This window comes from Burkholderia sp. KCJ3K979 (assembly GCF_016759955.1).
Lineage (GTDB): Bacteria > Pseudomonadota > Gammaproteobacteria > Burkholderiales > Burkholderiaceae > Burkholderia > Burkholderia orbicola.
The window spans coordinates 1-25,981 of sequence record NZ_JACFYV010000065.1; the positions used below are offsets into that span (position 1 = coordinate 1).

22 protein-coding genes and 1 other RNA gene are annotated in these 25,981 nt (G+C 66.5%); 14 read left to right on the top strand and 9 right to left on the bottom strand.

Features of this window, described 5'->3' with window-relative positions; translation table 11 throughout:
* Window positions 1-1,628, bottom strand: a 1,628-nt coding sequence (locus H3O04_RS16275) for a tetratricopeptide repeat protein (RefSeq protein WP_442862829.1), incomplete at its 3' end; no start/stop codon positions are given.
* 130 nt (window positions 1,629-1,758) lie between these two features.
* Here H3O04_RS16275 and H3O04_RS16280 point away from each other — a divergent pair.
* Window positions 1,759-3,405, top strand: a complete 1,647-nt coding sequence (locus H3O04_RS16280; protein ID WP_124591688.1) for an FAD-dependent monooxygenase — start codon at window positions 1,759-1,761, stop codon at window positions 3,403-3,405.
* Between the two features lie 8 nt (window positions 3,406-3,413).
* On the opposite strand, the gene H3O04_RS16285 is transcribed toward H3O04_RS16280, so the two are convergent.
* Genes H3O04_RS16285 through H3O04_RS16300 form a run of 4 tightly spaced genes read right to left on the bottom strand, consistent with a single transcriptional unit; the run spans window position 3,414 to window position 8,716 of the window.
* Window positions 3,414-3,665, bottom strand: coding sequence for a formate dehydrogenase subunit delta (locus H3O04_RS16285; RefSeq protein WP_023475811.1), 252 nt, complete (start codon window positions 3,663-3,665; stop codon window positions 3,414-3,416).
* A gap of 7 nt (window positions 3,666-3,672) precedes the next feature.
* Window positions 3,673-6,624: a formate dehydrogenase subunit alpha gene (fdhF, locus tag H3O04_RS16290; RefSeq protein ID WP_124476240.1), complete on the bottom strand. Its 2,952-nt coding sequence runs from the start codon at window positions 6,622-6,624 to the stop codon at window positions 3,673-3,675.
* Between the two features lie 17 nt (window positions 6,625-6,641).
* On the bottom strand, window positions 6,642-8,219 hold the full coding sequence (locus tag H3O04_RS16295) for a formate dehydrogenase beta subunit (RefSeq protein ID WP_023475813.1): 1,578 nt from the start codon (window positions 8,217-8,219) through the stop codon (window positions 6,642-6,644).
* A complete protein-coding gene (locus H3O04_RS16300) occupies window positions 8,216-8,716 on the bottom strand; it encodes an NAD(P)H-dependent oxidoreductase subunit E (RefSeq protein ID WP_202588066.1) in 501 nt (166 codons plus the stop codon). The genes H3O04_RS16295 and H3O04_RS16300 overlap by 4 nt, the downstream gene beginning before the upstream one ends.
* A 130-nt stretch (window positions 8,717-8,846) precedes the next feature.
* Here H3O04_RS16300 and H3O04_RS16305 point away from each other — a divergent pair, with 130 nt between their 5' ends.
* From H3O04_RS16305 to H3O04_RS16315, 3 genes are all read left to right on the top strand, one after another.
* Window positions 8,847-9,953 (top strand): substrate-binding domain-containing protein, encoded by a 1,107-nt coding sequence (locus H3O04_RS16305; protein WP_202588067.1) that lies wholly within the window; start codon window positions 8,847-8,849, stop codon window positions 9,951-9,953.
* A gap of 101 nt (window positions 9,954-10,054) precedes the next feature.
* Window positions 10,055-10,324, top strand: coding sequence for a hypothetical protein (locus H3O04_RS16310; RefSeq protein WP_011544877.1), 270 nt, complete (start codon window positions 10,055-10,057; stop codon window positions 10,322-10,324).
* A 355-nt stretch (window positions 10,325-10,679) separates the two neighbouring features.
* On the top strand, window positions 10,680-11,033 hold the full coding sequence (locus H3O04_RS16315) for a DUF4148 domain-containing protein (protein WP_023475817.1): 354 nt from the start codon (window positions 10,680-10,682) through the stop codon (window positions 11,031-11,033).
* Between the two features lie 293 nt (window positions 11,034-11,326).
* Here the strand turns inward: H3O04_RS16315 and ssrA are convergent.
* The 4 genes from ssrA to ompA all read right to left on the bottom strand — a co-directional run bounded on the left by ssrA (window position 11,327) and on the right by ompA (window position 13,960).
* Window positions 11,327-11,696: a transfer-messenger RNA gene (ssrA, locus tag H3O04_RS16320) on the bottom strand.
* A 17-nt stretch (window positions 11,697-11,713) separates the two neighbouring features.
* Window positions 11,714-12,427, bottom strand: a complete 714-nt coding sequence (gene gph / locus H3O04_RS16325) for a phosphoglycolate phosphatase (RefSeq protein ID WP_023475818.1) — start codon at window positions 12,425-12,427, stop codon at window positions 11,714-11,716.
* A gap of 13 nt (window positions 12,428-12,440) precedes the next feature.
* A complete protein-coding gene (gene ubiG, locus H3O04_RS16330) occupies window positions 12,441-13,139 on the bottom strand; it encodes a bifunctional 2-polyprenyl-6-hydroxyphenol methylase/3-demethylubiquinol 3-O-methyltransferase UbiG (protein ID WP_023475819.1) in 699 nt (232 codons plus the stop codon).
* A 152-nt stretch (window positions 13,140-13,291) separates the two neighbouring features.
* Window positions 13,292-13,960 (bottom strand): outer membrane protein OmpA, encoded by a 669-nt coding sequence (gene ompA, locus H3O04_RS16335; RefSeq protein ID WP_006476579.1) that lies wholly within the window; start codon window positions 13,958-13,960, stop codon window positions 13,292-13,294.
* 529 nt (window positions 13,961-14,489) lie between these two features.
* On the opposite strand from ompA, the gene gyrA reads away from it, so the two are divergent.
* From gyrA to H3O04_RS16385, 10 genes are all read left to right on the top strand, one after another.
* Window positions 14,490-17,093 (top strand): DNA gyrase subunit A, encoded by a 2,604-nt coding sequence (gyrA, locus tag H3O04_RS16340; protein WP_011694211.1) that lies wholly within the window; start codon window positions 14,490-14,492, stop codon window positions 17,091-17,093.
* Between the two features lie 83 nt (window positions 17,094-17,176).
* Window positions 17,177-17,776: a DUF2059 domain-containing protein gene (locus H3O04_RS16345; RefSeq protein WP_006486966.1), complete on the top strand. Its 600-nt coding sequence runs from the start codon at window positions 17,177-17,179 to the stop codon at window positions 17,774-17,776.
* Between the two features lie 155 nt (window positions 17,777-17,931).
* Entirely contained in the window at window positions 17,932-19,014 is a 1,083-nt protein-coding gene (gene serC, locus H3O04_RS16350; RefSeq protein WP_006496544.1) for a 3-phosphoserine/phosphohydroxythreonine transaminase, read from the top strand.
* A 33-nt stretch (window positions 19,015-19,047) separates the two neighbouring features.
* Window positions 19,048-20,130, top strand: coding sequence for a prephenate dehydratase (pheA, locus tag H3O04_RS16355; protein ID WP_006476576.1), 1,083 nt, complete (start codon window positions 19,048-19,050; stop codon window positions 20,128-20,130).
* A gap of 187 nt (window positions 20,131-20,317) precedes the next feature.
* The gene (locus H3O04_RS16360) at window positions 20,318-21,244 is read left to right on the top strand and encodes a prephenate dehydrogenase/arogenate dehydrogenase family protein (RefSeq protein WP_202588068.1); all 927 of its coding nucleotides are present in this window, start codon (window positions 20,318-20,320) and stop codon (window positions 21,242-21,244) included.
* Between the two features lie 13 nt (window positions 21,245-21,257).
* Entirely contained in the window at window positions 21,258-22,562 is a 1,305-nt protein-coding gene (gene aroA / locus H3O04_RS16365; protein ID WP_202588069.1) for a 3-phosphoshikimate 1-carboxyvinyltransferase, read from the top strand.
* Window positions 22,563-22,575: 13 nt separating this feature from the next.
* Window positions 22,576-23,262, top strand: a complete 687-nt coding sequence (gene cmk, locus H3O04_RS16370) for a (d)CMP kinase (protein WP_006476573.1) — start codon at window positions 22,576-22,578, stop codon at window positions 23,260-23,262.
* Between the two features lie 142 nt (window positions 23,263-23,404).
* Window positions 23,405-25,117, top strand: a complete 1,713-nt coding sequence (rpsA, locus tag H3O04_RS16375) for a 30S ribosomal protein S1 (RefSeq protein ID WP_011544885.1) — start codon at window positions 23,405-23,407, stop codon at window positions 25,115-25,117.
* 22 nt (window positions 25,118-25,139) lie between these two features.
* Complete coding sequence (locus H3O04_RS16380; protein WP_011544886.1) at window positions 25,140-25,463, top strand: integration host factor subunit beta; 324 nt, start codon at window positions 25,140-25,142, stop codon at window positions 25,461-25,463.
* 209 nt (window positions 25,464-25,672) lie between these two features.
* Entirely contained in the window at window positions 25,673-25,966 is a 294-nt protein-coding gene (locus H3O04_RS16385; RefSeq protein ID WP_012328123.1) for a lipopolysaccharide assembly protein LapA domain-containing protein, read from the top strand.
* Window positions 25,967-25,981 lie beyond the last annotated feature (15 nt).

The window sequence follows — 25,981 nt, forward strand, 5'->3', positions numbered from 1 at the left end:
CCGTCCAGGCGCTCGATCAGCGCGGCCGTATCGGCAAAGTCGTTCAGCCGGCCGTCGAGACGATGCACGCGCGGATGCGCGTCGACGCGCGCCCGTTCGTCTTCGTCGAGCGTGGGCTGCAGCACGATCCAGTCGATGTCCGGCAGCGCGAGGAGCGGCGCGAGCGCGTCGAACGGCATCGAGCGGTTTTCCTGCGCCTGCCGGCGCCCCGACCATGCCAGGCCGAACTTGCGCTTCGATTGCCCGCCGAGCGAACCGCGAAAGCGTCGCCGGGCGCCGTCGGGTGCGTCGAGGTAGCGCGAGCCGACGATGTCGTCCGGCTGCAGCCCGAGCAGGAACGGCAGGCTCATCAGCGTGCACGCGACGTCCGCGGCAGGCGGCTTCGCGGCGCCTTGCGGGACGAGCGTCACGCGCCAGCGCGACGCGGCCGGCGTCAGCAGCGCGACGAGTTCCGGCTGGACTTCGAGCACCACGCGCGCGCAGCGTGCGCGGACCAGCGGCACGAAGCGGACGAACTGCAGCGTGTCGCCGAACCCCTGTTCCGCGCGGATCAGCAGCGTGCGCGACGCGATCGGCTCGCCGTGCCAGCGCGGCAGCGCGCCGAGCGGCGTCGCGCCGGGCGTCTCGTGGCGCGCTTCGTAGGCGGGCAGGCCGCGCGTGAAGTCGCGCAGCGTCAGCAGCGTGACCGCGCGGTGCAGCCGTGCGAGCGTGAGATCGGGCGCGACCCGCAGCGCCTGGTCGAATGCGCGCAGCGCCATCTCGTGCGCACCGAGCGCGTGATGCGCGTTGCCGAGATTCAGCCATGCGAGCCCGAACGACGGATCGAGCCCGACGGCGCGCTCGTAGTAGGGCAGCGCGTCGCGGTGGCGCGCCTGCGCGCAGAGCGCATTCGCGAGCCCGAACAGCGCGAGCGGAAACGGCGGGTGCAGCGCGAGCGCGGCTTCGAATGCCGCGGCTGCCTCGGCATGCCGGCCGACCGCGTCGAGTGTGTTGCCGAGATTGAAATGCGCGGCGACGAACCGCGGCTGCGCGGCGGTCGCGGCCTGGAAGTGCGCGATCGCCTCGTCGGCGCGACCCATCGCGCTCAGCGCCATCGCGAGGTTGTTGTGCGCGCCCGCATGCCCGGGCCGGAGCTCGAGCGCGCGACCGAAAGCGGCGAGCGCGTCGTCGTGGCGGCCGAGCGCGTTCAGCGCGTTGCCGAGATTGTTGTGGATCGACGCGTCGTCGGGCGTGAGCCGCAGCGCACGGCCGAACGCGTCGATCGCATCGTCGTGACGCTGCAGTGCCGCATACGCGTTGCCGAGGTTGTAGTGCGCGAGCGGAAATTCGGGCGCGAGCGTCAGCGCGTTGCGAAAGCGGTCGATCGCTTCGTCGAGCCGGCCGAGCGCTTTCAGCGCGTTGCCGAGATTGAGCTGCAGCGCGGCATCGTCCGGACGCAGCGCGACGGCGCGGCCGACGAGATCGGCCGCCTCGGCGTGCTGGCCCTGCTGGTGCCGCAGCACGCCGAACAGGTGCAGCGCGTCGGCATCGGCGGGGTTGGAGGCGAGCGCGTTGCGATAGCCGTGCTCGGCCTCGGCGAGGCGGCCGGCACGGTGCGCGGCGTACGCCTGGTCGAATGCGGAATCCATGACGCGAAAACTGGCGGAAAGCGCGTATTTTCCCACACCGCGCGACGGGGCCGCGTATCGACCGGTTGGCATATGGCCCCGTGACGCGGAGCGGCGTAGACTTGCAGAGTCGCGTGTCATCGAGGTTCTCATGGCTGACACACTGCCTGATATCCCGCCCGTGCTGATCGTCGGCGCGGGGCCCACCGGTCTCGCCGCGGCGATGAGCCTCGCACGGGCCCGCGTGCCGGTGCGCATCATCGATCGTCTCGTCGCGCCCGCGCCGTTTTCGCGTGCGATCGGCATCCAGGCGCGCACGCTCGAACTGCTGGAGCAGCATCGCGCGGTCGAGCCGTTTCTCGCGCTCGGTCATCGCGCGCATGCGGCCGAGCTGCATGCCGACGGCCGTGTGATCGCACGGCTCGATTTCGATCCGCTGCAAACGCGCTATCCGTATCTGATGTTTCTCGACCAGAGCATCACCGAGCGGCTGCTCGCCGAGCACCTGGCCGGCATGGGCGTGAGCGTCGAACGCGGGACGGTGCTGACCGCCTGCGATGCGGGCGGCACGTCGCTCGACGTGACGCTGCGCCGCGCCGACGGCCGCGACGAATCGTTCGCCCCGTCGTACCTGATTGCCGCCGACGGCGCGCACAGCACGGTGAGGCATCTGCTCGGCCTGGGCTTTGCCGGGCATGCGTTCGAACAGACTTTCCTGCTGGCCGATTTCGCGGCGATACCCGACTGGCCGGACGAAGAGATCCACCTGTTTACGACACCCGCGGGCATCGCGGGCCTGTTTCCGATGGGAGGCGGCCGCTACCGGCTCGTCGCGGACCGGCCGCCCCGCGGCGACGCGTCGCCCGACGCGCCGGCGCCGTCGCTCGAGGAATGCGACGCGATCATCCGTGCACGCGTCGGCGCATCGATCTCGCCGAGCGATCTCGCGTGGTCGTCCTATTTCCACCTGCACAGCCGGATGGTCGACCGGCTGCGTCACGGCCGCGTGTTCTTCGCGGGCGACGCGGCGCACGTCCACAGCCCGGCCGGTGCGCAGGGCATGAACACCGGCATCCAGGAGGCGTTCAACCTGGGCTGGAAGCTCGCCCGCGTCCTCGGCGCAGGCGCGCCCGAGCGATTGCTCGACACGTATCACGCGGAGCGCCACCCGATCGAGCGGGACGTATTGCGGCAGACCGGTTTCGTCACGCAGATCGTCGAAGCCGAGCGCGGCGCGATGAAGCTGCTGCGTGATCACGTCGTGCCGCTGCTGGCGTCGTTCGGGCCGATGCGCGACGCGGTCAGGCGCACGGTCAGCGAGCTCGGCGTGCAATACCGGAAGAGTCCGCTCACGCTCGAGCGCGTGCTCGACGGCGGCCCGCGCGCGGGCGAGCGGGCGCCCGACGCACTCGTACACGTGCTCGACGGGCCGCTCGGTCGCGCGCCCGGTACGGCGCGGCTATACGATCTTCACGATCCGGCCTGCTTCACGCTGTTGCTGCTGGAAGAGCCGATGAATGCCGACGCCGGCGAGGTGCCGCCGATCCCGGCCGATGCGCAGGCGCTCGTGCAGGGGCTCGAGCGGATCATGCCGGAAGCGGTGCGCGTGTGGCGTGTCGCCGATGCCGAAGGCGATGGTACGGCCGGGCTCGCGCAGGAATACGGCCGCTCGCGCCCGTCGTTCTATCTGCTGCGGCCCGACGGCTACGTTGCCGCGCGCGGGCGCACGGCGACCGACGCGAACGCGCTGCTGCGCCACTGCGAAAGCTGGTTCGCGGGCATGTCGGTATCCGCGTAGCCGCGCGGTCAGGCGGGCGCCGCGGCGGGGACGAGCGACGCGCGATGCGCGGCGATCGCATCGCGCACGATCGGCGTCGCGCGTTGCCCGGCTTCGCGCGACGGATCGTCGAGCGCGACCAGCAACGCACGGCGCATCCGCGGCTCCCAGAAACGCCGGATATGCTCGGCGATCCCGGTCAGCGCTTCGTCGCGGTCGGGCATCGATTCGAAGAATGCGCCGATCTGGTTGGCCATGTCGATCAGGTGTTCGCTGTTCATCGCAGTCTCACTTGCCCGTCGTCACGGCGGCCGGCTCGGCGGCGCGGCGCTCGAGCAGGTCGAGCTGCTCCGAGTTGAAGCGCGCATACGCTTGTTGCCAGTCGGACGGTTGCGCAACCGGCAGCACCTGAACGGCCGTCACCTTGTATTCCGGGCAGTTCGTCGCCCAGTCGGAGCTTTCCGTCGTGATCACGTTCGCACCCGATTCGGGGAAGTGGAACGTCGTGTAGACGACGCCCGGCTGCATGCGCTCGGACACCAGCGCGCGCAACACCGTCTGACCGGCACGCGACTCGATGCCGACCCAGTCGCCCGTCCGGATTCCGCGATCTTCCGCGTCGTGCGGATGGATCTCCAGGCGATCCTCTTCGTGCCACCGGACATTCTCGGTCCGGCGCGTCTGCGCGCCGACGTTGTATTGCGACAGGATGCGGCCCGTCGTCAGGATCAGCGGATAGCGCTGCGTGACTTTCTCAGGCGTCGGAATGAACTTGGTGATCACGAACCGGCCCTTGCCGCGCACGAACGTGTCGATGTGCATGGTCGGCGTGCCTTCCGGCGCGTGTTCGTTGCACGGCCACTGGATGCTGCCGAGCGCGTCGAGCTTCGCGTACGACACGCCCGAGAAGGTCGGCGTGAGCCGCGCGATCTCGTCCATGATTTCCGACGGATGCGTGTAGTGCATGTCGTAGCCGAGCGCCTGCGACAGCAGCAGCGTCACTTCCCAGTCCGCGTAGCCCGCGAGCGGCGGCATCACCTTGCGCACGCGCGAGATGCGGCGCTCCGCGTTCGTGAACGTGCCGTCCTTCTCGAGGAACGTCGAGCCCGGCAGCAGCACGTGCGCGTATTTCGCGGTTTCGTTCAGGAAGATGTCCTGCACGACGATGCATTCCATCGCCGACAGCGCGGCCGCGACGTGCTGCGTATTCGGGTCCGACTGGACGATGTCCTCGCCCTGGCAGTAGAGCCCCTTGAAGCTGCCGTCGAGCGCCGCGTCGAACATGTTCGGGATGCGCAGGCCGGGCTCCGGCTGGAGCGTGGCCGACCAGGCTTCTTCGAACTGCGTGCGCACGACCGTGTCGCTGATGTGCCGGTAGCCGGGCAGTTCGTGCGGGAACGAGCCCATGTCGCACGAACCCTGCACGTTGTTCTGGCCGCGCAGCGGATTGACGCCGACGCCTTCGCGGCCGACGTTGCCGGTCGCCATCGCGAGGTTCGCGATGCCCATCACCGTGGTCGAGCCCTGTGCGTGTTCGGTCACGCCCAGGCCGTAATAGATCGCGGCGTTGCCGCCCGTCGCGTAGAGGCGCGCGGCCTCGCGCACCAGTTCGGCCGGCACGCCCGTCACGTCGGCGGTGGCCTCGGGCGAATTGTCGGCCTGCGCGACGAAGTCGCGCCATTGCTCGAACGCACGCGTGTCGCAGCGCTCGGCGACGAATGCATCGGCCACCAGCCCTTCGGTGACGATCACGTGCGCCAGCGCATTGACGATCGCGACGTTGGTGCCCGGGCGCAACTGCAGGTGGTGCGTGGCCTTCACGTGCGGGCCGTCGACGACGTCGATGCGGCGCGGGTCGATCACGATCAGCTTCGCGCCTTCGCGCACGCGCCGCTTCAGCCGCGAGCCGAACACCGGATGGCCGTCGGTCGGGTTCGCGCCCATCACGACGATCACGTCGGCCTGGCCGACCGAGGCGAACGTCTGCGTGCCGGCCGATTCGCCGAGCGTCGTCTTGAGGCCATAGCCGGTCGGCGAGTGGCACACGCGTGCGCAGGTATCGACGTTGTTGTTGCCGAACGCGGCGCGCACGAGCTTCTGCACGAGATAGGTTTCCTCGTTCGTGCAGCGCGACGACGTGATGCCGCCGATCGAATCGCGGCCGTACTTCTGCTGCAGCTTGCGGAACTGCGTCGCCGCGTAGGTGAGCGCCTCTTCCCAACTGACTTCGCGCCACGGGTCGGTGATCTTCTCGCGGATCATCGGCTTCGTGATGCGGTCCTTGTGCGTCGCGTAGCCCCACGCGAAGCGTCCCTTCACGCACGCGTGGCCTTCGTTCGCGAGCCCGTTCTTGTGCGGCGTCATGCGCACGACCTGCGTGCCCTTCATCTCGGCCTTGAACGAGCAGCCGACGCCGCAGTACGCGCAGGTCGTGACGACCGAGTGCTCGGCCTGCCCGAGCTGCACGACGGATTTTTCCTGCAGCGTGGCCGTCGGGCAGGCGGCGACGCACGCGCCGCACGACACGCATTCCGACGCCATGAACGATTCGCTTTCGCCGGCGGCGACGCGCGATTCGAAGCCGCGCGCGGCGATCGTCAGCGCGAACGTGCCCTGTGTTTCCTCGCACGCGCGCACGCAGCGGTTGCAGACGATGCACTTCGACGGGTCGTACGTGAAGTACGGGTTCGATTCGTCCTTCGTGTCCTTCAGGTGATTCGCGCCGTCGAAGCCGTAGCGCACTTCGCGCAGGCCGACCACGCCGGCCATGTCCTGCAGCTCGCAGTCGCCGTTGGCCGGGCAGGTGAGGCAGTCGAGCGGGTGGTCGGAGATGTACAGCTCCATCACGTTGCGGCGCAGCGACTGCAGCCGGTCCGACTGCGTGCGCACCTTCATGCCGGCTTCGGCGGGCGTTGTGCACGACGCCGGATAACCGCGCCGGCCCTCGATCTCGACGAGGCATAGCCGGCACGAGCCGAACGGTTCGAGCGAATCGGTCGCGCAGAGCTTCGGGACGTTGACGCCGGCTTCGATCGCCGCGCGCATCACCGACGTGCCGGCCGGCACCGTGACCGGCTGGCCGTCGATTTCGAGCGTGACGTCGGTGTCGGCATGCCGTTGCGGCGTGCCGTAGTCGGTGTCGTCGAACGGATCGAATGCGCGCGCCTGTGCGGCGCTCTTGCACGCGCATTGGCCCGAGCCGCAGCCGCCTTGGCGGACGTTGTTCGTGTCGAGGGACATGCAGGGCTCCTTCTGGGTCAGGCCGCAGCCTTGACCGGACCCGACGCGGCATCCTTGCCGGCAGCGAGCCCGAAATCTTCGGGGAAATGGTCGAGCGCGGACAGCACCGGGTACGGGGTCATGCCACCCATCGCGCACAGCGAGCCGGCGAGCATCGTGTCGCACAGGTCGCGCAACAGCGTGACCTGCCGCTCCGACGTATCGCCGTGGCGAATCCGCGCGATCGTCTCGACGCCGCGCGTCGAACCGATCCGGCACGGCGTGCACTTGCCGCACGATTCGATCGCGCAGAACTTCATCGCGTATTCGGCCAGCTCGGCGAGATTCGACGTGTCGTCGTGCAGTACGATGCCGCCGTGGCCGACGACCGCGCCGATCGCCGTGTATGCCTCGTAGTCGAGCGGCACGTCCCACTGGTGGTCGGGCAGATAGGTGCCGAGCGGGCCGCCGACCTGCGCGGCGCGCGCCGGCCGGCCGCTGGCCGTGCCGCCGCCGAAGTCGAACAGTAGCTCGCGCAGCGTGACGCCGAATGCGAGTTCGACGAGGCCGCCGTGACGGATGTTGCCGGCAAGCTGGAACGGCAGCGTGCCGCGCGAGCGGCCCATCCCGTAGTCGCGATAGAACGCGGCGCCGCGCGCGAAGATCACGGGCGCGGTCGCGAGCGTGATCACGTTGTTGATCACGGTCGGCTGGCCGAACAGGCCCGCGAGCGCGGGCAGCGGCGGCTTCGCGCGCACGACGCCGCGCTTGCCCTCGAGCGATTCGAGCAGCGCCGTTTCCTCGCCGCATACGTACGAGCCAGCGCCTTTCGCGACGTGCAGCTCGAACGCATGCGCGGAGCCGAGCACGTGCTCGCCGAGCCAGCCGGCTTCACGCGCGCGGACGATCGCGGCTTCGAGCGTCGCGATCGCGTGCGGGTATTCGCTGCGCACGTAGATGTAGCCGACCGTCGCGCCGGTGGCGACGCCCGCGATGATCATCCCTTCGATCAGGCAGTACGGATCGCATTCCATCAGCAGGCGGTCGGAGAACGTGCCCGAATCGCCTTCGTCCGCGTTGCAGACGATGTATTTCTGCGCGGCGCGTGCTTGCCGTACGGTACGCCACTTGATGCCGGCCGGGAACGCCGCGCCGCCGCGGCCGCGCAGCCCCGATTCGATCAGCGTCTCGCATGCGGCATCGCCGTCGAGCGCCAGTGCGTTCTTCAGGCCGGCGAGGCCGCCGTGTTGCAGATAGTCGTCGATCGACAGCGGATCGGTCAGGCCGATCCGCGCGAACGTGAGCCGCTGCTGACGGGCGAGGTAGGGCAGCGCGTCGACGAGGCCGACGCCGCTCGGATGAGTGCCGCCTTCGAGCCAGCCGGCGTCGAACAGGGCCGGCACGTCGGCGGCCGACAGGTTCGCATAGCCGACGCGGCCCGCGGCCGTCCCGACCTCGACGAGCGGCTCGAGCCACAGCAGCCCGCGCGAACCGTTGCGGATCAGTTCGACCGCGACGCCGCGCCGTTCGGCTTCGGCCACGATCGCGGCGGCGAGCGCGTCGGCGCCGAGCGCCAGCGCGGACGAATCGCGCGGAACGTAGATGCGGGTCGTCATGCGGCCTCCGGCGTGTGGGCGACCGCGTCGGCCAGCAGCGCGTCGAACTTCTCCGGCGTGACCTTGGCGTGGAGCTCGCCGTTGACCGTCATCGACGGCGATTGTGCGCACAGTCCGAGGCAATAGACCGATTCGAGCGCGATGTCGTCCGGCGTACGGGGCGCGACGGCATCGCCGTGCGCGGCATCGAACCGGCAGCCGGTGCGGGCTTCCGCATGGGCGGCGAGCGTTTCGCCGCCCATGCTGCGGCACGCTTCGGCGCGGCACATCTGGATCGTCACGCGGGCGGGCGGCGCGGTGCGGAAGTGATGGTAGTAGGTCAGGACGCCGTGTACTTCCGCGCGCGACAGGTTCAGCGCCTTGGCGAGCGGCGCGACGCAGCCCGGCGGCACGTAGCCCGCATCGTCCTGGATCGCGTGCAGGATCGCGACGAGCGAACGGCCGGCACGCGCATGGCGCTCGACGAGCACGTCGGGCGCAAGGGAATTCGGGGACATCGTTATGCTCCTCCAAAGTCTCATATGCGATCGCAATTCATATATGGCGCAGCGGGACTTGGTTCTGATTGATTTTGACCAACGATAAGCGGAAGATTTCGCGGTCGCAATAGGAAGTTGGAGTGCATAATTGATTCGGATCGAATGCGACGCGTATCTGACCGTACGCGACACGGAAGGCCGCTCGGCCAGTCTGTCCGACGTCGCTCCGCTGCTGGAGCTCGTGGCCGGGACGGGCAGCATCGCGCAGGCCGCGCAAGCCAAGGGGCTGTCGTACCGGCACGCGTGGGGCATGCTCCGCGCGCTGGAATCGTGCATCGGCGGGGAGTTGATCGAAACCGCGCGCGGCAAGGGTTCGACGTTGTCGGCGCTGGGGCAGGCCGTCGTCGATGCGCAGCGTCTGGCACGCAGCCGCCTCGATGGGAATCTGCGCACGCTCGCGGCCGAGGTGGCCAGTGAGCTGAACCGGCGGCTCGCGCAGCGCGACGGCGCCGTGCGCATTCATGCGTCGCATGGTTATGCGGTCGCGACGCTGGTCTCCGCGCTCGTCGATGCGCAGGCGGCCGTCGACATCAAATATCGCGAGAGCGTCGAGGCCGTGCAGGCGCTCGCGCGCGGCGAATGCGACCTCGCAGGCTTCCATTTGCCGCGCGGCGCGTTTCGCGCGCAGTGCGCGCAAATCTACCGGCCCTGGCTCGACGACACACGCCACGTGCTGATCCACCTGACGCGCCGCCAGCAGGGGCTGTTCGTGCCGCGCGGCAATCCGAAGCAAGTGCGCGGGCTGGCGGATCTGGCGCGCAGCGACATCCGCTTCGTCAATCGCCAGCCGGGGTCGGGCACGCGCATGCTGCTGGATCTCGCATTGCGCGCGATCGGCATCGATCCGGAGCGTATCGACGGCTATGCGTCGGCCGAACTCACGCATTCGGCGATCGCGGCGTTCGTCGCGAGCGGCATGGCCGATCTCGGTTTCGGCGTCGAGCCGGCCGCCCGTCACTTCGGGCTCGACTTCATCCCGGTCGTCGACGAGGATTACTACTTCGCGTGCGAACGTGCGCGGCTCGATGTGCGGCCGCTCGCCGATGTGCTGGCGCTGCTGCGCGACGCGCGGTTCGTCGAGCGCGTCGCGCATCTCGACGGCTACGATCCGGCCGCGTGCGGCGCGCTGGAACCCATCGCGACAGGGCTTGCCGGCAGCGACGGCACGAGCGTGCCGGACCGCAATTCTCCGTAACGAGAACGCGACCGGACCGCGCTGCAGCAGTGGGGGATTTGCGCTACGCTTGCCGCTTGATCAACGTTCCAACAAGCACGCCGTTCAGGCGTCATCCCGCCATGAAATTTTCCGTTCCCCTTGCCGCGGCAGCGTTGACCGCAGGGCTGCTGGTCGTCGCTTCGCCGCTTGCGTTCGCGCAGAATTCCCCGGGTGTGCCCGGCGGGATCCTGAGCGAACAGTTCCGCCTGAACGAACATCCGCAGATGCCGTTCGCGGCGTCGGCGCCGTCCGAGAAATACCAGAGCGGCAAGAAGTCGGCATTGCGCCGCAAGGGTGACCTGGGCGACCCGAACGGCTGCAACCTGAAGTGCCCGATGGATACCCGGTAACGCGCAGGCGGCGCGTTTGCGCCTGAACGGGCGCGGTCTTCTGCGCAGCGGCTCGATCGACTGATAGACGGCTGCGCACGTTCCGCCCCGATTCCGCTTTATTCGAGCCCCGCGAAGCCCGTCGCCTCGCGGGGCTCGCGCTTTTCGGCGAGCCTTCTCGCAACGCGGGGACGGACGAAGCGGCCAATCGCCCGCGTTGCCGTTCCGACAGGAATCTAGGGTTAACCCTTAAATCAGGAAGGATGTCTTCCTGAAACCTGCCTTATTCTTAAGCATCCACCTACATAAACTTCGGTTTGTCGGCGCTGATCAAGGTGTTCACCGCCGAATCAGACAAATCTGGAGGTAGGTCATCATGAAGTCGTTCGTTCAAGCCGTTGTCGTTGCCGCTGCTCTCGTTGCCCCGGTCGTGTCGTTCGCCCAGTCGGGTTCGACGCTCACCCGTGCGCAGGTTCGTGCCGAACTGGTTCAACTCCAGCAGGCCGGTTACAACACCGCCCGCGGCGAAGATCCGCATTATCCGGAAGCGATCCAGGCCGCAACGGCCCGTATCGCGGAGCAGCAGCGCAGCGCGCTGGCGCAAGCGCAAGGCGCCGACGCCAGCGGCTACGGTGCGCAGGCACAGGGCGCTTCGGCGTCCGGATCGCGCGCCATGGGCGTGCGCCCGGCCAGCGCGGAAGAAATGAAGTCGCTGTATCGCGGCAGCTAAGTCGCACGTTGTCTGGGGTGGGCGAACGCGGGTGCGGCGATGCGTCGTGCCCGACGCCTGCCCCCCCCCCCGGGCCGGCCGCCATTCGGCGCAACCGATGATGGCGCCGGCGCGGCAGAACATCCGTCACCTCCTGCCGCCACGACACCGGCGGCATTCCGCCCGGCCCGTCGGGGCTGGGCGCTTTTTCGGAGGGTGTGGGGCGGGTGCGTTTTGCAGGCAAGAAAAAACCCCGCGGAGCAACGCTCGGCGGGGTTTTCTTTGCGAAACGTGGTGAACGTTTGGCGGGTATTTGGTGGAGGCGGCGGGAATCGAACCCGCGTCCAGAAGCGCTCCACGACTAGTTCTACATGTTTAGTCCAGTCTTTTGATTTAACCGCAGCGACGCGGACGAACACGCTGCACTACGGCGATTCGCTGGATTTTCGACCCTGGCGTCGCGACGCCGACAGGGCTTAACTGACGTAAATGACCTCTGGCGGTATTGCTACCGGTCTTGCGACACTAGCCCGTCAGTGAACTAGGCAGAGGACGGCGGCCCTTAGGCTGCCAGTGCGAACGTATCGTCGTTTGCAGTTACGATTTTCCCATTGATTAACGAGGTGACGGGTCCTCGACATGCCCTAGCCGCTTCACAACCCCTGTCGAAACCAGGTCGCCCCCGCGGATAAGATCGACCATTATAGCCCAACATCGCGCAGCAGGTGCCGCAGTTCCTGCGTCGTGCCGACGAGGTGCTGGGCCTGCCAGTTGGCCGGCGCGATACCGTCGCCGCAATAGCCGTATGCGGCCGCGACCGTAGCCATGCCGGCGGCGCTGCCGGCCTGGATGTCGCGCAGGTCGTCACCCACGTAGACGATACGCTCGGGCGCGAGTGTCAGTTGCTCGGCGGCATGCAGCAGCGGGGCCGGATGCGGTTTCGAGTGCGGTGTTGTGTCGCCCCCGACGACGCAGGCGGCGCGCGGCGCGAGGCCGAGCAGATCGACGAGCGGTGCGGTGAGCCGCATCGCCTTGTTCGTGACGATGCCCCAGCGCACGCCGCGCGCATCGAGTTCGTCGAGCACGTCGCCGATGCCGGGGAACAGCGTCGTATGCACGCACAGATCGGTCGCGTAGTTGGCCAGGAACTCGTCGCGCATCGCTTCGTAGCCGGGCGTATGAGGATCGATGCCGAACGCGCCGCCGAGCAGGCCGCGTGCGCCGGCCGAGGCCAGCGGCCGCAACACGTCGAGCGACGTTTCGGGCAGGCCGCGCTCGCGCTGCATCTTGTTGACGGCTGCCGCGAGGTCGGGCGCCGTGTCGGCGAGCGTGCCATCCAGATCGAACAGAACCGCATCGCAGTGCAACAGGCGCGGTTCGTCTGCGATCCGCGCGGTCGAAAGGGGAGTCGTCATGCCGGTTGGAGGGTCACGCGCCGCGACGGCACGCAACCAGGTAGTTGATATCGGTGTCGTTCGACAGCGCGAAGCGCTTGCCGATCGGGTGGTACGTGATGCCCTTGATCTCGACGATGTGCAGATCCGTCGCGCGCACGAAGCCGGCCAGTTCCGACGGGCGGATGAACCGCGCGTAATCGTGCGTGCCCTTCGGCAGCATTTGCGCGATGTATTCCGCGCCGATCACGGCGAACAGGTAGGACTTCAGGTTGCGATTCAGCGTCGAGAAGAACACCCAGCCGCCCGGTTTCACGAGCGTCGCGCACGCGGCTACGATGTCGCCGGGCGACGGTACGTGCTCGAGCATTTCCATGCACGTGACGACGTCGTAGGTGCCCGGTTCGCGCGCGGCGATCGCTTCGGCCGCGATCGCCTCGTACTCGACCGAAATGCCGCTTTCGAGGCTGTGCAGGTCGGCCACGCCGAGCGCTTCGGTCGACAGGTCGATGCCTTTGACCTGGGCGCCGAGCCCGGCCATCGATTCGGACAGGATGCCGCCGCCGCAGCCGATGTCGAGTGCGCGCTTGCCGGCCAGGTGCGCATGCGCGTCGATCCAGCCGAGCCGGACCGGGTTCAGGTCGTGCAGCGGTTTGAATTCGGCATTCGGATCCCACCATCGGTGGGCGAGGTCGCTGAATTTCTGGAGTTCGTGCGGATCGGCGTTGGTCATGTCGGCAAACGGGCTACGAGAGGAGGGCGGTGCTTCGGTGCGTCAGCCCCGAGTATATAAGCGGGCGGACGACGAGGCCAGCGAGCGCCTGGACGGGCGTCAATGAAAAAGCCCCGCCGGAGCGGGGCTTTGAAGCAGTCGAAAACCGCGGCTTAGTTTGCCGGAACGGTCGTCTTCTGCACTTGCTGCGTACCAACCACTTCGACTTCCACGCGGCGGTCCGGTGCGAGGCAGGCGATGAGTTGCTTGCGGTTCTTCTGGTTGCAGCCAGTCGTAACCGGGTTGCGCTTGCCCTTGCCTTCCGTGTAGATCTTGTTGGCCGGCACACCCTTGCTGACCAGGTACGACTTCACGGCTTGCGCACGGCGCAGCGACAGACGGTCGTTGTACTTGTCCGAACCGATGCGGTCCGTGTAGCCCGTTGCGACGACCACTTCCGTGTTCATGCCTTCGATCTTCGAAGCCAGTTCGTCCAGCTTTTGCTTGCCCAGCGGCTTGAGCGTTGCCTTGTCGAAGTCGAACAGTGCGTCAGCTTGATACGTGATCTTCTGGCTCGTGATGGCCGGAGCGACCGGAGCGACCGGCGGCTGCGGTGCCTGGGCGACCAGTGCGCCATCGCACTTCGCGTTGGCGGTGGCCGGCGTCCAGAACGCATCGCGCCAGCAGAGCTCGTTCGTGCCGTTCATCCACACCCATTCGCCCGTGCCGTTCACCCAGTTGTCATTGACGGCTTGACGCGACGCCGGCACCGACTGTGCCGAAGCGGATGCAGCCATAACTGCGGTAGCTGCAATGAACGCGAGCTTTGAAAGTTTATTCATATTTCTCCTCTCGAAATTGAGATTACCGCAGGTTTACTGCGAGCCTGTTGACGGTGACAAGTCATACATTGCTCGAAGTATAACATTGGTGCGGCACAAAAAACGCGGCACCGCTCTGTGTAGACTTCGAGCAGCGTCTAACTTTCAGTGCGTTGGCATTTTGCCATATCGTTCCCTTCCTACGAAAAAAAATCCTCCCCACCCCAAGATCGCTTCAACTTTGTGGTGCATGCGCAACACCGGCCTGCCGTAACTTTTAGAGATTGTCAAGAGCAGGGCGGCGAAATTGCGTGAATGCATGCAGTTGTTTACTCGTGCGCATGAAACGCGGGGGGGGGGCGGCCGCCTGCGACGTCGAGTCGCACGCGATTTCGGCCGATTCGCGGCGACCGCGATTTTTGCTGTTTACATATAGAGGGGGAGGCGGATTGGCGGCTGATGGGCGCATGTTAGAATCTCGCGTTGCGTTGCGCATGCAGCGCCCACGCGAAAGGCGTTCGCCGTCTTCGCTCCGAAACGATACGGATACATGGATCAATTCGCCAAAGAGACCCTGCCCACCTCCCTAGAGGAGGAAATGCGCCGTTCGTATCTCGATTACGCGATGAGCGTGATCGTCGGACGTGCCCTCCCGGATGTCCGCGATGGCCTGAAGCCCGTGCACCGGCGCGTGTTGTTCGCGATGCACGAACTGAACAACGACTGGAACCGCGCGTACAAGAAGTCGGCGCGTATCGTCGGTGACGTGATCGGTAAATACCACCCTCACGGCGATACCGCGGTCTACGACACGATCGTGCGGATGGCGCAGGACTTCTCGCTGCGCTACATGCTGATCGACGGGCAGGGCAACTTCGGCTCGATCGACGGCGACAATGCCGCGGCGATGCGTTACACCGAAATTCGCATGGCGAAGATCGGTCACGAACTGCTTGCCGACATCGACAAGGAAACGGTCGATTTCGAGCCGAACTACGACGGCAACGAAATGCAGCCGTCGGTTTTGCCGTCGCGCATTCCGAACCTGCTGATCAACGGCTCGTCGGGCATCGCGGTCGGCATGGCGACCAACATCCCGCCGCACAACCTGAACGAAGTCGTCGACGCGTGCCAGCACCTGCTCGGCAACCCGGAAGCGACGATCGACGAGCTGATCGAGATCATCCCGGCGCCGGACTTCCCGACGGCCGGCATCATCTACGGCGTCGCCGGCGTGCGCGACGGCTACCGCACCGGGCGCGGCCGTGTCGTGATGCGGGCGGCCACGCACTTCGAGGAGATCGACCGCGGCCAGCGGATGGCGATCATCGTCGACGAGCTGCCGTATCAGGTGAACAAGCGCTCGCTGCTCGAGCGGATCGCCGAGCTCGTCAACGAGAAGAAGCTCGAAGGCATTTCCGACATCCGCGACGAGTCCGACAAGAGCGGCATGCGCGTCGTGATCGAGCTCAAGCGCGGCGAAGTGCCGGAAGTGGTGCTGAACAACCTGTACAAGGCGACGCAGCTGCAGGACACGTTCGGCATGAACATGGTCGCGCTCGTCGACGGCCAGCCGAAGCTGCTGAACCTGAAGGAAATCCTGCAGTGCTTCCTGTCGCACCGACGCGAAGTGCTGACGCGCCGCACGATCTACGAACTGCGCAAGGCCCGCGAACGTGGCCACGTGCTCGAAGGTCTCGCGGTCGCGCTCGCGAACATCGACGAGTTCATCGCGATCATCAAGGCCGCGCCGACGCCGCCGATCGCGAAGCAGGAACTGATGGCGAAGCCGTGGGATTCGTCGCTCGTGCGCGAGATGCTGACGCGCGCCGAGAGCGAGAACGCGGCGGCCGGCGGTCGTTCCGCGTACCGTCCGGAAGGCCTGAACCCGGCATTCGGGATGCAGACCGACGGGCTGTACCGCCTGTCCGACACGCAGGCGCAGGAAATCCTGCAGATGCGCCTGCAGCGCCTGACCGGCCTCGAGCAGGACAAGATCATCGGCGAGTACCGCGACGTGATGGCACAGATCGCCGACCTGCTGGACATCCTCGCGCGCCCCGAGCGGATCACGACGATGATCGGCGACGAGCTGACCTCGGTGAAGGCCGAATTCGGTGATGCGCGCCGCTCGAAGATCGAGCTGAACGCGACCGAGCTGAACACCGAGGATCTGATCACGCCGCAGGACATGGTCGTCACGATGTCGCATGCGGGCTACGTGAAGTCGCAGCCGCTGTCCGAGTACCGTGCGCAGAAGCGCGGCGGTCGCGGCAAGCAGGCGACGCAGATGAAGGAAGACGACTGGATCGAGACGCTCTTCATCGCGAACACGCACGACTACATCCTGTGCTTCTCGAACCGCGGCCGCGTGTACTGGGTCAAGGTCTATGAAGTGCCGCAGGGCTCGCGCAACTCGCGCGGCCGCCCGATCGTCAACATGTTCCCGCTGCAGGAAGGCGAGAAGATCAACGTCGTGCTGCCGGTCAAGGAATTCTCGGCCGACAAGTTCATTTTCATGGCGACGTCGCTCGGCACCGTGAAGAAGACGCCGCTCGAAGCGTTCAGCCGCCCGATGAAGAAGGGCATCATCGCGGTCGGCCTCGACGAGGGCGACTACCTGATCGGTGCGTCGATCACCGACGGCGCGCACGACGTGATGCTGTTCTCCGACGCCGGCAAGGCCGTGCGTTTCGACGAGAACGACGTGCGTCCGATGGGGCGCGAGGCGCGCGGCGTGCGCGGCATGCAGCTCGAGGACGGGCAGCAGGTCATCGCGATGCTGGTTGCCGGCAGCGAGGAGCAGACCGTGCTCACCGCAACCGAAAACGGCTACGGCAAGCGCACGCCGATCACCGAGTACACGCGCCATGGCCGTGGTACGAAGGGTATGATCGCGATCCAGACGTCCGAGCGCAACGGCAAGGTCGTGGCTGCCACGCTCGTCGACGCCGAGGATCAGATCATGCTGATCACGACGGCCGGCGTGTTGATTCGCACCCGCGTATCCGAGGTTCGCGAGATGGGGCGTGCCACGCAAGGTGTTACACTCATCAGTCTCGATGAGGGCACCAAGCTCTCTGGCCTGCAGCAGATCGCGGAGGCCGAAGAGGGAGAGGGCGAGGCCGACGAGGCGTCGGACGGCGAAGCCTGAAGAACGGATGAGACTCTGGCCGCCGCGGGCGAAAAGCGCCGCGGCCGGCGAGCAACCATTCATATTTCCAAAAGGGAGTGATGATGCAAAAGCAATTCAAGCAACTGGTTCTGCTGGCTGCACTGGTGCCGACGTTCGCGATGGCGCAAGCGCTGTCGAATTCCGCACCGGCAGCTCCGGCGGCAGCTGCGCCGATCGACGCCGACAAGAAGGCAGCGATCAAGGATCTGCTCGACGCGATCGACGCGCCGAAGCTCGTGTCGGCAATCGGCAACAGCGCCGAAATGCAGGCCAAGCAGCTCGTGCCGGCCATCCTGTCGGACGCGCTGTCGGAAAACAAGACGCTGAACGACAAGCAGAAGCAGGCTGCCGTTCCGACGCTGCAGAAGAACGCGGTGCCGAAGCTGGTCGACGGCGCAGGCAAGGTGTTCGGTACGCAACAGTTCCAGAGCGACGCGATGTCGGCTCAGTACGACGCATACGCGAAGTACTACAGCACGTCGGAGATCAAGGATCTGACGACGTTCTACAAGAGCCCGACGGGCCGCAAGTTCATCCAGGTTCAGGATCAGGTCGGTCGCGACGTGGTCAACGGCCTGATGCAGAAGTACATGCCGCAAGCGATCCAGGCAACGCGTACGCAGGCTGACAAGGAAGTCGCAGCAGTCAAGCCGGGCAAGTAAGCTGTCCGGGCGCGCCCCCGGCCGTTCGGCCGGGTTTGGCGGGAGCCTGACGACAGTGCGATAATGGCCGTTTGCGCGCGAGCGCAAGCGGCCATTTCTTTTCTGGCGCGTTTTGCCGGCGGCAAGCCGGTCGCGTCCCTCCCGAGGTTTTCACGATGCGCGTCTTTAATTTCTCCGCCGGCCCTGCGGCGATGCCCGAGGAAGTGCTGCGGCAGGCCGCCGACGAAATGCTCGACTGGCATGGCAGCGGCATGAGCGTGATGGAGATGAGCCATCGCGGCAAGGAATTCATGTCGATCCACGAGGCCGCGCTGACCGATCTGCGCGACCTGCTCGGCGTGCCGGCGAGCCACCGGATCCTGTTCCTGCAGGGCGGCGGCATCGCGGAAAACGCGATCGTGCCGATGAACCTGCTCGGTGCGCGCAAGACGGCCGACTTCGTCGTGACGGGTTCGTGGTCGCAGAAATCGTTCGGCGAGGCGAAGAAGTTCTGCACGCCGCATCTCGCCGCGAGCGGCAAGACGGAGGCCGGCTTCACGCGTGCGCCCGCGCGCGCCGAATGGCAGCTGTCGGACGATCCGGCCTACGTGCACCTGTGCACCAACGAGACGATCGACGGCGTCGAGACGTTCGAGATCCCGGATCTCGGCGACGTGCCGCTGGTCGCCGATGTCTCGTCGCACATCCTGTCGCGCCCGATGGACGTCGCGAAGTACGGCGTGTTGTTCGGCGGCGCGCAGAAGAACATCGGGATGGCCGGCGTGACGGTCGTGATCGTGCGCGAGGATCTGCTCGATCGCGCGCTGTCGATCTGCCCGTCCGCATTCGAATGGAAGACCATCGCCGCGAACAACTCGCTGTACAACACGCCGCCCACCTACGCGATCTACATCGCGGGCCTCGTGTTCCAGTGGCTGAAGCGGCAGGGCGGCCTCGAAGCGATCGAGGCCCGCAACATCGAAAAATCGAAGCTGCTCTACGACACGATCGACGCGAGCAGCTTCTATCTGAACAAGGTCGAGCCGGCAGCACGTTCGCGGATGAACGTGCCGTTTTTCCTGGCCGACGAAACGCGCAACGAAGACTTCCTTGCCGGCGCAAAGGCGCGCGGGCTGCTGCAGCTGAAGGGCCACAAGTCCGTCGGCGGCATGCGGGCGTCGATCTACAACGCGGTGCCGCTCGAGGGCGTGAAGGCGCTCGTCGAGTACATGAAGGACTTCGAGCAGCGCGGCGCCTGACGGCGGCGCTGTTCAAACAGCACGGCAAAACGCATGGACGACGAACTGAATTCCCGCCTGAAACCGCTGCGCGACCGCATCGACGCGATCGACGCGCAGCTGATCGCGCTCCTGAACCAGCGCGCCGCGGTGGCGCTCGAAGTGGGCGAGGTCAAGAAGCATTTCAACGCGCCGGTGTTCCGGCCGGAGCGCGAGCTGCAGGTGATCGCGCGGCTGCAGGACATGAGCGCCGGGCCGCTCGCGAGCGAGCACATCAGCGCCATCTGGCGCGAGATCATGGCCGCGAGCCGTGCGCTCGAGCAGACGATCCACGTCGCGTTCCTCGGGCCGGTCGGCACGTATAGCGAACAGGCGATGTTCGAGTATTTCGGCCAGTCGATCGAAGGGCTGCCCTGCCCGTCGATCGACGAGGTGTTCCGCTCGGTCGAGGCCGGTGCGTCGGCATTCGGCATCGCGCCGGTCGAGAATTCGACCGAAGGCGCCGTATCGCGCACGCTCGACCTGCTGCTGCAGACCCAGCTGCTGATCAGCGGCGAGCTCGCGCTGCCGATTCATCACAACCTGCTCACGCAGAGCGGCACGCTCGACGGCGTGAAGCGTGTCTGCGCGCATGCGCAGGCGCTTGCGCAATGCCAGCAGTGGCTCGCGGCGAATGCGCCGCAGCTCGAGCGGCAGGCCGTGGCGAGCAACGCGGAGGCCGCGCGCCTCGCAGCGGCCGATCCGACCGTCGCCGCGATCGCGGGCGACCGCGCAGCCGCGCATTACGGCCTGCAGATCGCGTTCTCGCTGATCCAGGACGATCCGCACAACCGCACGCGCTTCGTGATCGTCGGCAAGCAGCCGGCCGGCCAGAGCGGTCACGACCAGACGTCGCTGATCGTGTCGGTGAAGAACGAGCCGGGCGCCGTGTTCAAGCTGCTCGAGCCGCTCGCGCGGCACGGCGTGTCGATGACCCGCTTCGAGTCGCGTCCGGCGCGCGTCGGCACGTGGGAGTACTACTTCTACATCGACATCGAAGGGCACCGCGACGATGCGGCGGTGGCGGCCGCGCTGGCGGAACTCGGCCAGAAGGCCGCGTTCCTGAAGGTACTCGGTTCGTATCCGCGCGCACGCTGATACGCGGCGGCCCGTCGCCTGCTTGGGACAGGCGTCGTGGCCGGGCGGGCAGGGCAGGCCGGTCGGCGCTGCCGAAGGCGGGTTCGGGCGGTATCCGGTGCAGGTTGCGCCGGGTGCGCGCCCGTTGCCCGGAATCTGGAATTCCGCGTGCGGGGCGTCGTTTCGCGCGCGTAACTTGGCTCTTGTCGTGTCAGGCTTTGCATTCAACAAACTGGTCATCTTCGGCGTCGGCCTGATCGGCGGATCGCTGGCCCGCGCGCTGTGCGAGCGCGCGCCGGGCGGCGCGGGCGAGATCGTCGGCGTGGGCCGTTCGCGCGCGTCGGTCGAGCGCGCGCTGTCGCTCGGCGTGATCGATCGCGCGGCGGCGCTCGACGACGACGCGCAGTTGCGCGACGCGCTCGCCAGCGCCGATCTCGTCTTGCTGGCCGCGCCCGTCGCGCAGACGGGTCCGTTGCTCGCGCGCATCGCGCCGTGGCTCGACGGCGCGACGATCGTCACCGATGCGGGCAGCACCAAGTCAGATGTCGTCGCGGCCGCGCGCGACGCGCTGGGCGTGCGGATCGCGCAGTTCGTGCCGGGTCATCCGATCGCGGGGCGCGAGTCGAGCGGCGTCGAGGCGGCGTTGCCGGACCTCTACGTCGGCCGCAACGTCGTGCTGTGCCCGCTGCCGGAGAACGCGCCCGACGCGGTCGCCCGGATCGACGCGATGTGGCGCGCGACCGGCGCCGACGTGCGCACGATGAGCACCGAACAGCACGATCGCGTATTCGCGTCGATCAGCCATCTGCCGCACGTGCTGTCGTTCGCGCTCGTCGAGCAGATTCTCGGCGAGGCCGACGCGGAACTGAAATTCTCGTACGCGGCCGGCGGTTTCCGCGATTTCACGCGCATCGCGGCGTCGAACCCGGAAATGTGGCGCGACGTGTGCGTCGCCAACCGTGCGGCGCTGCTCGACGAACTCGACGGCTACACGCGCGTGCTCACGCGCCTGCGCGCGGCGATCGACGCCGGTGACGGAGCGGCGCTCGAAGCCGTATTCACGCGCTCGCGCGCCGCGCGCAAGGCATGGCAGGAACGCGGCGGCACGCCCGCTGCCGAACCGGTCAAGAAATAACAGGACGATTCCCATGGACTACCTCGATCTCGGCCCGTACTCCAGCGCATCGGGCACCGTGCGCCTGCCCGGCTCGAAGAGCATTTCGAACCGTGTGCTGCTGCTCGCGGCGCTCGCCGAAGGCGAAACGACGATCACCAACCTGCTCGACTCCGACGACACGCGTGTGATGCTCGACGCACTCGGCAAGCTCGGCGTGAAGCTCGCGCGCGATGGCGACACCTGTGTCGTCACCGGCACGCGCGGCGCGTTCACCGCGAAGACGGCCGACCTGTTCCTCGGCAACGCGGGCACGGCCGTGCGGCCGCTGACCGCCGCACTCGCGGTGAACGGCGGCGACTACCGCGTGCACGGCGTGCCGCGCATGCACGAGCGGCCGATCGGCGATCTCGTCGACGGCCTGCGCCAGATCGGCGCGCAGATCGACTACGAGCTGAACGAAGGCTCCCCGCCGCTGCGGATCAAGCCTGCGACGATTTCGGTCGATGCGCCGATCCGCGTGCGCGGTGACGTGTCGAGCCAGTTCCTCACCGCACTCCTGATGACGCTGCCGCTCGTGAAGGCGAAGGATGGCCGGACCGTCGTCGAAGTCGACGGCGAGCTGATCTCGAAGCCGTACATCGACATCACGATCCGGCTGATGGCGCGCTTCGGCGTGACCGTCGAGCGCGACGGCTGGCAGCGCTTCGTCGTGCCGGCCGGCGTCCGCTACCGCTCGCCGGGGCGAATCATGGTCGAGGGCGACGCGTCGTCCGCGTCGTATTTCCTCGCGGCCGGCGCGCTCGGCGGCGGCCCGCTGCGGGTCGAGGGCGTGGGGCGGGCGAGTATCCAGGGTGACGTCGGTTTCGCGAATGCGCTGATGCAGATGGGTGCGAACGTGACGATGGGCGACGACTGGATCGACGTGCGTGGCATTGGCCACGATCACGGCAAGCTCGAGCCGATCGACATGGACTTCAACCTGATTCCCGACGCGGCGATGACCATCGCGGTCGCGGCGTTGTTCGCGAACGGCACGAGCACGCTGCGCAATATCGCGAGCTGGCGCGTGAAGGAGACCGACCGCATCGCCGCGATGGCGACCGAGTTGCGCAAGGTCGGCGCGATCGTCGAGGAAGGCCCCGACTATCTCGTCGTCACGCCGCCGGAAACGCTCACGCCGAACGCGGCGATCGATACGTACGACGATCACCGGATGGCGATGTGCTTCTCGCTCGTCAGCCTGGGCGGCGTGCCCGTGCGGATCAACGATCCGAAGTGCGTCGGCAAGACGTTCCCCGACTATTTCGACCGCTTCGCCGCGCTCGCCAAGGCCTGACCCGACTGTTCCGATGAAATCGACCCGACCCTTTCACCCGACTCCGGTCATCACGATCGACGGCCCGACCGCTTCCGGCAAGGGCACCGTCGCGGCGCTCGTCGCCGCGCACCTCGGCTTTCACCTGCTCGACAGCGGCGCGCTGTACCGGCTCGCGGCGCTCGCGAGCGTGCGCTACGGCATCGCCGCGGAAGACATCGACGCGCTGGTGAAGCTGATCGACGATCTGCACATCACGTTCCGCGAAGGTTGCGCGCAGCTCGACGGCGTCGACGTGTCGAACGACATTCGTGCCGAAGCGGTCGGCAACCGTGCGTCGGCGATTGCCGTGCACGGCCCCGTGCGCACCGCGCTCGTCGCGCGCCAGCGGGCGTTCCGCAAGACGCCGGGCCTCGTGGCGGACGGCCGCGACATGGGCACGGTGATCTTCCCGGACGCCGTGTTGAAGGTGTTCCTGACGGCCAGCGCCGAGGCACGCGCGACGAGGCGGCATAAGCAATTGATGCAAAAAGGTTTTTCTGCTAATATAGATGACTTGCTCCGGGATCTTCGTGAACGTGACGCGCGCGACAGCAATCGCGCGGCCGCGCCGCTGAAGCCTGCGGCAGATGCCAAGCTGCTCGATACGTCGGCACTTTCGGTCGATGAAGCCGTCGACCAGGTGCTGCAGTGGTACCGGGCACTCGGCCAGCCCGCCTGAGAAGGCGGGCAGCGGTAGGTGCTCCGCGTCGCAAGCGCGGAGCGTGTTTCGAACCCTTAACCCCGTGTGGTCTTCGATCTGGCCCTTTCAGCCTGCCATTCCGGCCGGCGTGGCACAGCGAGCCATGCACAATCAGATTTTTATGTCCGACCTGCAAACCTCCACCCCGAATACCGAATCCTTTGCGGCTCTGTTCGAAGAGTCGCTGACCCGCCAAGACATGCGCGCCGGCGAAGTGATTTCCGCCGAAGTCGTGCGCGTCGACCACAACTTCGTGGTCGTCAATGCAGGCCTGAAGTCCGAGGCTTACATTCCGATCGAGGAATTCCTGAACGATCAGGGCGAGGTTGAGGTGCAGTCGGGCGATTTCGTGTCTGTCGCGATCGACGCACTCGAAAACGGCTATGGCGACACGATCCTGTCGCGCGACAAGGCGAAGCGCCTTGCATCGTGGCTGTCGCTGGAAAAGGCGCTCGACAACAACGAGCTCGTCACCGGCACGATCACCGGCAAGGTGAAGGGCGGCATGACCGTGATGGTCAACGGCATCCGCGCGTTCCTGCCGGGTTCGCTGGTCGACACGCGTCCGGTCAAGGACACGACCCCGTACGAAGGCAAGACGCTCGAGTTCCGCGTGATCAAGCTCGATCGCAAGCGTAACAACGTCGTGCTGTCGCGTCGTGCAGTGATCGAAGCAACGCAAGGCGAAGAGCGCGCGAAGCTGCTCGAGACGCTGAAGGAAGGCGCGATCGTCAACGGCGTGGTCAAGAACATCACCGATTACGGCGCGTTCGTCGACCTCGGCGGTATCGACGGCCTGCTGCACATCACCGACATCGCATGGCGTCGTGTGCGTCACCCGAGCGAAGTCCTGTCGGTTGGCCAGGAAGTCACCGCGAAGATCCTCAAGTTCGACCAAGAGAAGAACCGCGTCTCGCTGGGCATCAAGCAACTGGGCGACGATCCGTGGGAAGGCATCTCGCGCCGTTACCCGTCGGGCACGCGCCTGTTCGGCAAGGTCACGAACATCACCGACTACGGCGCATTCGTCGAAGTGGAATCGGGCATCGAAGGCCTCGTCCACGTGTCGGAAATGGACTGGACCAACAAGAACGTTGCGCCGTCGAAGGTTGTCCAGCTGGGCGACGAAGTCGAAGTCATGGTCCTCGAGATCGACGAAGACCGTCGTCGTATCAGCCTCGGCATGAAGCAGTGCAAGCCGAATCCGTGGGATGACTTCAGCCGCAACTTCAAGAAGGGCGACAAGATCACGGGCGCAATCAAGTCGATCACCGACTTCGGCGTGTTCATCGGTCTGCCGGGCGGCATCGACGGCCTGGTCCACCTGTCGGACCTGTCGTGGAGCGAAGCCGGCGAAGAAGCCGTTCGCAAGTACAAGAAGGGCGACGAAGTCGAAGCAATCGTGCTCGGTATCGACGTCGAGAAGGAGCGCATTTCGCTCGGCATCAAGCAGCTCGAAGGCGACCCGTTCAGCAACTACGTTGCAATGAACGACAAGGGCTCGATCGTCGACGGCGTCGTGAAGACGGTCGATGCGAAGGGTGCGGTCGTCACGCTGACGGGTGACATCGAAGGCTACCTGCGTGCGTCGGAAATCTCGCAGGATCGCGTCGAAGATGCACGCAACGTGCTGAAGGAAGGCGACAAGGTCAACGCGATGGTGATCAACATCGATCGCAAGTCGCGCGGCATCAACCTGTCGATCAAGGCGAAGGATTCGGCCGAACAACAGGAAGCGATCCGCGGCCTGCAGTCGGACTCCAGCGCTGCTGCGACCGGTACGACCAACCTCGGCGCGCTGCTGAAGGCGAAGCTCGACGGCCAGAACCAGTAAGCCTTACGAGGTCTGCTGAAGTATGACCAAATCCGAGTTGGTCGCGCAGCTGGCATCGCGATTTCCGCAACTTGTCCTCAAGGATGCGGATTTCGCGGTGAAAACGATGCTCGATGCGATGTCCGACGCCCTGGCGAAAGGGCATCGCATTGAAATTCGGGGTTTCGGCAGCTTTGGCCTCAATCGTCGCCCGGCGCGCGTCGGACGCAACCCGAAGTCGGGGGAGAAAGTGCAGGTGCCCGAGAAGTTCGTGCCGCACTTCAAACCTGGCAAGGAATTGCGTGAACGCGTCGACGGCCGCGCCGGTGAACCGCTGAAGGCTGACGATCCGGACGACGACCGTTGAGCGTCGTTCGGTGTGCCCGGAACCTGTCCGGCGAAGGCTGAAAAGAAAAGCGCCCCTTGCGGGCGCTTTTTTCATTTCCGCCCACTGACGCGTAACGCCGCGCACAGGATGTGCGCAGCCGCGGAAACGCTTCCTTTACAATACGGGTCGATTCGGTGCGACGAAGGGGAGTCGCGCGCCGCGGCAAACCTCAACAAAGAGAGGGCTTCATGAAGTTTATCGTCTGGCTGATCCGGGTATTGGTGTTCGTCCTGCTGCTGGTGCTTGCGCTGGCCAATACACAAACCGCGACGCTGAATTTCGTTGCCGGCTACGCATGGCAAGCGCCGCTGATCCTGATCGGCCTGGCATTCTTCGCCGTGGGGCTGCTGGCTGGCCTGCTGTCCGCGCTGCCTTCGATCTTCCGGCTGCGTCTCGAGAACGGGCGTTTGAAGCGCGATCTGCGTGCGGCGCGCGAAACGCCCGCCGTCATCGACCAGCCGCCGATGCCGCCCGTCATTTAACACGGACGCCGCGCG